This window comes from Bacteroides sp. 1_1_14, from assembly GCF_000162515.1.
Taxonomy (GTDB): Bacteria; Bacteroidota; Bacteroidia; order Bacteroidales; family Bacteroidaceae; genus Bacteroides; species Bacteroides thetaiotaomicron.
In genome coordinates, this window is record NZ_GG774703.1 from 723,390 (window position 1) to 730,021 (window position 6,632).

4 protein-coding genes and 2 pseudogenes are annotated in these 6,632 nt (G+C 42.7%); 3 read left to right on the top strand and 3 right to left on the bottom strand.

Annotation, left to right across the window (positions count from 1 at the left end; translation table 11 throughout):
- Nucleotides 1-42 precede the first annotated feature (42 nt).
- The 3 genes and pseudogenes from galK to HMPREF9007_RS18220 all read right to left on the bottom strand — a co-directional run bounded on the left by galK (nt 43) and on the right by HMPREF9007_RS18220 (nt 3,702).
- The gene (galK, locus tag HMPREF9007_RS18230) at nt 43-1,197 is read right to left on the bottom strand and encodes a galactokinase (RefSeq protein WP_008760656.1); all 1,155 of its coding nucleotides are present in this window, start codon (nt 1,195-1,197) and stop codon (nt 43-45) included.
- A 43-nt stretch (nt 1,198-1,240) separates the two neighbouring features.
- Nucleotides 1,241-2,551: a sugar MFS transporter gene (locus HMPREF9007_RS18225; protein ID WP_008760657.1), complete on the bottom strand. Its 1,311-nt coding sequence runs from the start codon at nt 2,549-2,551 to the stop codon at nt 1,241-1,243.
- Nucleotides 2,552-2,603: 52 nt separating this feature from the next.
- Nucleotides 2,604-3,702 (bottom strand): annotated as a pseudogene (locus HMPREF9007_RS18220) (aldose epimerase family protein).
- Nucleotides 3,703-3,930: 228 nt separating this feature from the next.
- On the opposite strand from HMPREF9007_RS18220, the gene HMPREF9007_RS18215 reads away from it, so the two are divergent.
- The 3 genes and pseudogenes from HMPREF9007_RS18215 to HMPREF9007_RS18210 all read left to right on the top strand — a co-directional run bounded on the left by HMPREF9007_RS18215 (nt 3,931) and on the right by HMPREF9007_RS18210 (nt 6,247).
- Complete coding sequence (locus HMPREF9007_RS18215) at nt 3,931-4,902, top strand: type I phosphomannose isomerase catalytic subunit (protein WP_008760658.1); 972 nt, start codon at nt 3,931-3,933, stop codon at nt 4,900-4,902.
- A gap of 84 nt (nt 4,903-4,986) precedes the next feature.
- A pseudogene (locus HMPREF9007_RS0124745) lies at nt 4,987-5,187 on the top strand (PD-(D/E)XK nuclease domain-containing protein); the annotation flags it as partial.
- Between the two features lie 112 nt (nt 5,188-5,299).
- A complete protein-coding gene (locus HMPREF9007_RS18210) occupies nt 5,300-6,247 on the top strand; it encodes a tyrosine-type DNA invertase cluster 3b (RefSeq protein WP_008766108.1) in 948 nt (315 codons plus the stop codon).
- The last annotated feature ends 385 nt before the right edge of the window (nt 6,248-6,632 follow it).

Consider the following 6,632-nt stretch of genomic DNA (forward strand, 5'->3'; position numbering starts at 1 on the left):
CCGGAAAGACGCCCTGCTTATTTAATTCTGATGAATAATAACTTATTCTACTCTGCGTGAACCGTCACCGATTACTACATCATATACTTTCGGGCTTCTGCCGAATTTAGCTTTGAAAGCTTCTTTTGTCTTTTCAACGAAGTTGTCATACAGTTCGTTCTTGACAAGGTTGATAGTACAACCACCGAAGCCGCCACCCATTACGCGTGAACCGGTTACACCATATTCTTTAGCGCAATCGTTCAGGAAGTCAAGTTCTTCGCAGCTCACTTCGTACAATTTGCTCATACCGTGGTGAGTTTCGTACATCTTCTGACCTACTGTTTCGTAATCGTCTTTTTCCAGCGCATCGCAAACATCAAGTACGCGTTGGATTTCTTCGATTACATATTCGGCACGCATATAATCTTCAGCGCTGATATCAGCTTTCGCTTCTTCCAGCATATCCATTGTACAGTCACGCAGGAATTCTACATGCGGATGTTTTTTCTGGATAGCAGCAACAGCAGCCTCACAGCTCTGACGACGCTTGTTGTAAGCAGAAGAAGCCAGTTCGTGTTTCACTACTGAATCCATCAATACCAGACGATAACCTTCCGGATGGAATGGGAAATATTGATATTCCAGTGAACGGCAGTCCAGACGGATCAAGCTGCCAGCTTTACCGAATACAGAAGCGAACTGGTCCATGATACCGCAGTTTACACCGCAGTAGTTGTGTTCAGTAGCCTGACCTACTTTAGCCAATTCAAATTTGTCGATTTTACCTTCACCGAACAGTTCATTCAATGCGAAAGCATATGTACTTTCCAGAGCAGCAGAAGAAGACATACCTGCACCCAGAGGCACATCGCCGGAGAAAGCGGTATTGAATCCTTTCACGTCTACGCCACGTTTGATCATTTCACGGCATACACCGAAAATGTATCTTGCCCAGCTTGCACGGGGAGCATCCTCTTCGTTCAGACCAAATTCTACATAATCTTTCAGGTCGATAGAATAAGCTCTTACTTTGTCAGTGCCGTTAGGTTTGATTTCAGCAAGCATACCTTTGTCTACAGCTCCGGGGAATACGAATCCACCGTTGTAGTCAGTATGTTCGCCAATCAGGTTGATACGACCCGGAGAGGCATATATAAATCCTGTAGTTCCATCAAAATGCTTAATGAAGCGACTTCTTACGTGTTCTATATCCATGATAAATCAATTTTATAAGGTGAATAAATTAAATTCAGATTTTTTATTCTACTGGAATGTCTTTATTTACGTTCTTGCAACCTACCAGACCGTAGTACAGCAAGTAAGCCAGAGCAGCGATAATTACCCAATAGCTAGCCATGAAACCGGCTACGTCAGCTACCCATCCTTGAATTACAGGCAGGATACCTCCACCGCATACCAGTACCATAAACAGACCGGAAGCAGCAGCCAGATATTTACCCAGTCCTTCTACAGCAAGGTTGAAGATACCACCCCACATAATAGAAGTACAGAGACCAACTAATACCAAGTACATAGCGTTAATGGGCACTTCTGCAAAACCGAATGACAAACCGCCAGTTGCGCTTTGTTGAAGTACAGGCAGATTCACCAATGTTCCTGTAGAAGAGAAGATAGCAAGGAATACTAAAATCAATCCCAGAGCGGATGTAAATGTAAGCATCGCTTTACTGGAAACTTTTGCACCGAGTGAAGCACCGGCCAGACGACCGATCAACATTAGGAACCAGTAAGTTCCTACTACGAAACCGGAGATTGTAGAAGCGATACCGGCACCGCCTTTTTCTACAGGGTCAGTAAGGAACAGGTTCAGAGTACCCGGTACACCTACTTCAATACCTACATATACAAAGATAGCGATAGCGCCCAATACAAAGTGACGGAACTTCAAAGCACCTTTCATCAGTGTGCTGATTGGTTCAGTTGTAGCAGCAGCGTTCGGTTCCGGAATGCGTACAAACAGGAGTACGAAGAATGCGAAAGCGAATACAGCCATTGCGGTGTACATTACAGGGAAAATCTGAGAGATAGTAGCTTTTTCGATAGATCCGGCGATCAGGATACCAACGAACATCGGAGTGATGGTAGCCATTACAGAGTTGAAAGAGCCGCCCACTTGGATAAGCTGGTTACCTTTGTTACCTTCACCACCCAGTTTGTTCAACATCGGGTTTACTACAGTGTTAAGCAAACACATAGAGAAACCTGCTACGAATGCACCAATCAAATAAACGGCAAAAGCCATCTCAGGGCTTGAATGACCGGACAGGAACTGGATACCTACGCCGATAAAACCGATAGCTACTGCGATAAGTGCTGTTTTCTTATATCCCACACGTTGCAACAAGATACCGCTGGGGATACCCATTACTGCATAAGCTATAAAGTTACCGAAGTTTCCCAGCATACCCAAAGCATTGGATACGTCGAATTGGTTCTTCAGCACAATACCCATAGGAGCTGCGAGGTTAGTAACGAATGAAATCATACCGAAAAGGAAAATCATCGTGATAATGGCAATGATTTTTCCATTCTTTTTTTCTTGTGTCATGGTTCTATTAAAAATGTTAGTTTATAAAATTAGGTTAGTTATTTTTTATCTTTTATTTTTCCACACCGAATTTGTAGATAGTCACCTGCTGGTATTCATCGCCCGGCAATAAAGTAGCCGAGGGGAAATGAGGTTTGTTCGGAGTGTCGGGGAAACATTGTGCCTCGAAGCAGATAGCGCTTCTTGCAGGGAATGTAGCACCGTGAGCACCTTCGAAACCATTCAGCCAGTTACCGGTGTAAAGTTGTACACCTGCTTCAGTTGTGTATACTTCCATGGTACGACCGCTATTCGGTTCGAAACAAGTGGCAGCCAAATCCAGTGAACCTGTTTCAATCTTGTTCAGTACGTAGCAGTGGTCGTATCCGGCACCGTTAATCAGTTGTTGGAATTTATCGTTGATACGTTCGCCTACGGTATGCGGAGTGGTGAAGTCCATTGGAGTACCTTCTACTTTGGCAACTTCTCCGGTTGGGATAGAAACTTCATCGATAGGCGTGTAGAAATTAGCGTTGATAGTAACAATATTGTTTTCGATAGTAGGAGTAGGATTGCTGATACCAGCCAGATTGAAGAAACCGTGATTGGTCAGGTTGACTACAGTAGCTTTGTCAGTTGTGGCACGATATTCGATTACCAGTGCATTTTCTTCTTCTTCCAGGCGATAAACCATTTCAACCTCCAGATTGCCGGGGAAACCTTCTTCGCCGTCGGCTGAAACATAATTGAACTGGATTATATTTTCAGCCAGTTGGTCGGCATCCCAAACGCGGGCGTGAAAACCGGTAGGTCCTCCGTGCAGGGAGTTGGGGCCGTTGTTGATGGTGAGCTCGTGCTCTTCTCCGTACAATGTGAATTTTCCTTTGGCGATGCGGTTGCCATAGCGTCCGATAGTAGTGCTGAGGAAGGGTTCCGGGCTGTTGACAACGTGGTCTATGCTGTCGTGTCCGAGGACAACGTTTGCATATTTTCCATCTTTATCCGGTACCATGATAGCGAGAATGGCGCATCCGTAATTAGTTACGGCGACTTCCATTCCCTTTTTATTTTTTGAGGATAAATAAATCAGTTTCTTTATTATTTATCTCCTTTTGGAAATCTTTCCGGCTGAGCCCTGATAGATTCCCTTCCGTTGGGAATGTGTTATTCATGTCTGGTATTCTTAAAATTTTCTTGCAAATAAAGGTAAATTCTTTGTTACTCACAAATTATTCCGGCTAAATATGGTGGGTAGTTTAGGAAAGTTTAGCGTTCTCACTTAGGTTTCTGTATTTTTCATCCTTCTTTTCTTTTAAAGTGAACAATTTTTCGTATGTTTGTTCCCGGATTATTATAATCTGGGAGAATTTAATCTAAGTTTATTAACAAGAAAAACAAAAATGTATCCATTAAAATTCGAACCTATTCTGAAGCAGACGCTTTGGGGGGGCGACAAAATTATTCCGTTCAAGCATTTGAATTCAGACTTGAAAGGAGTAGGAGAAAGCTGGGAGATTTCCGGCGTAGAGGACAATGAATCTGTTGTGGCTAATGGCCCGGACAAAGGTTTAACTCTGGCTGATATGGTGAGAAAGTATCGCGAGGAACTGGTTGGCGAAGCGAATTATGCTCGTTTTGGCAATAAATTCCCACTGCTTATCAAATTCATCGATGCAAAGCAGGATTTATCCATTCAGGTGCATCCGGCAGATGATTTGGCAAAGAAAAGGCACAACTCAATGGGTAAAACCGAAATGTGGTATGTAGTGGATGCTGATAAAGGAGCGAAACTGCGTTCTGGATTTTCCGAGCAAATCACCCCGAAAGAATATAAAGAGCGCGTGCTGAACAATACGATCACTGACGTATTGCAGGAGTATGAGATCAAGCCGGGAGATGTATTCTTCCTTCCTGCCGGACGTGTGCACAGTATTGGCGCCGGTGCGTTTATTGCCGAAATCCAGCAGACTTCGGATATTACTTATCGTATCTATGACTTCAACCGTAAGGATGCAAACGGAAAGACTCGTGAATTGCATACTGACCTGGCGCGTGAAGCCATCAATTACGAAGTGTTGGATGATTATCGTACCAAATACGAAGCGGTGAAAGATGAGCCGGTAGAACTTGTAGCTTGTCCGTACTTCACTACTTCCGTGTATGATATGACCGAAGAAATCAGCTGTGATTATTCAGAACTCGATTCATTCGTGATCTTCATTTGTATGGAAGGTGCATGCAAGATAAAAGACAATGAAGGTAATGAACTGAAAGTAGGTGCCGGAGAATCTATTCTGCTTCCTGCTACAACACAGGATGTAACAATTACTCCGGAAGCTGGAAACGTAAAATTGCTGGAAACATACGTGTAAATAATAGACAATATTATTGATAAAAGTATAGACCGGGCAGGCGAGAAAAACTTTCTCGCCTGCTTTGCGTTGTAGAAAGAAAGGCGTATCGATTTTGTCTTACAGACTGACAAATTCATATATGTGATGGAATTTAAGTTGGATGGTACTGCTGAAGAAGCTATCAAACAGATTAATGAAAAGCATTATGCACTTCCTTTTGAGGCAGACGGACGCCGACTTTTCAAGATAGGTGTCAATTTTAGCTCAGAAACACGCAATATTGAGAAGTGGATAGTGGAGTAGCATCAATTCTATCCCCATTCAGTTTTATATAATTTTTTTGGAAAGGTTTTAAACTTCTGTTGCTAAATCATTTTTTTCGTCTTATCATTGTATAAATTTACTAGTGATATATATGAATAAAAATGGATTTAGCCGTTGTGCGGAGTCGTACATCGGTCGTTTACGAAAAGAGGGGCGTCATTCTACGGCCCATGTTTATACGAATGCTCTTTTTTCTTTTACCAAGTTTTGTGGCACTACCCATGTTGCTTTCCGGCAAGTCACCCGTGAACGCTTGCGCTGTTACGGGCAGTATCTTTATAGTTCCGGTCTGAAGCCGAATACGGTATCAACGTATATGCGTATGCTTCGTAGCATCTATAATAGAGGAGTGGAGTCGGGCAGAGCTCCGTATGTGCATCGTCTGTTTCATGATGTTTATACGGGAGTGGATATTTGCCAGAAGAAAGCGTTGCCTGTCGGAGAACTTAATCGCCTCCTCTATGAAGATCCCAAATCGGAACGTTTGCGTCGTACACAGGCTATCGCTGCCCTGATGTTTCAATTCTGCGGAATGTCTTTCGCTGACCTTGCTCATCTGGAGAAATCTTCGCTGGAACGGAATATCATCCGGTATAATCGTATCAAGACGAAAACTCCGATGAGTGTGGAAGTACTGGATACTGCACAGGATATAATCAGTCGGCTTCGCAACTGTCAGCCTTCTCATCCGGATTGTCCCGACTATCTGTTCAGTATCCTTCTTGGCGACAAGAAGAGAGAAGATGAAAGTGCATACCGGGAATATCAGTCCGCTCTCCGCAGGTTCAATAATCGTCTGAAGAGACTTGCAAAGGCTCTTCGGCTGACTTCTCCCGTCACTTCCTATACTATCCGTCATTCCTGGGCTACTACCGCTAAGTATCGTGGTGTTCCTATTGAGATGATCAGTGAGTCGCTGGGGCATAAGTCTATTAAGACTACTCAGATTTATCTGAAAGGTTTTGGTCTGCAGGAACGTACAGAAGTGAATCGAATGAATTTATCTTACGTGAAGAACTGTCGGATAGGACGGGTGTAAAATATTTAATAAGTTGATAGTCAGCATGGATCTGTTTCTGTTACTTCTTAGGTAACGGAAGTGTATACAGCATAAACGAACAATGAAAAAAGGTTGAAAAGCAGCAGCAAATATGTTGTCAAGAGAGTTACATCCTAAGTAGAAGGGTATATACCAATGGAAATTAGGTATATAAGGAGTGGGGCATGAAAATAAGTATTTTTCATGTCTAAAGATGTTTTTACCCTATATTTTAGATAAAACTAAAAAAAGTGGGCTTTAATTTGTTTCTTATTTGTGTTTTTGTCTATCTTTGCATCAAATTTACTTCCGTTACCTAAGAAGTAACGGAAACATATTGGGGTAAAAAAAAACATGATTCTAACAAAGAGAAATCAGCCATCCT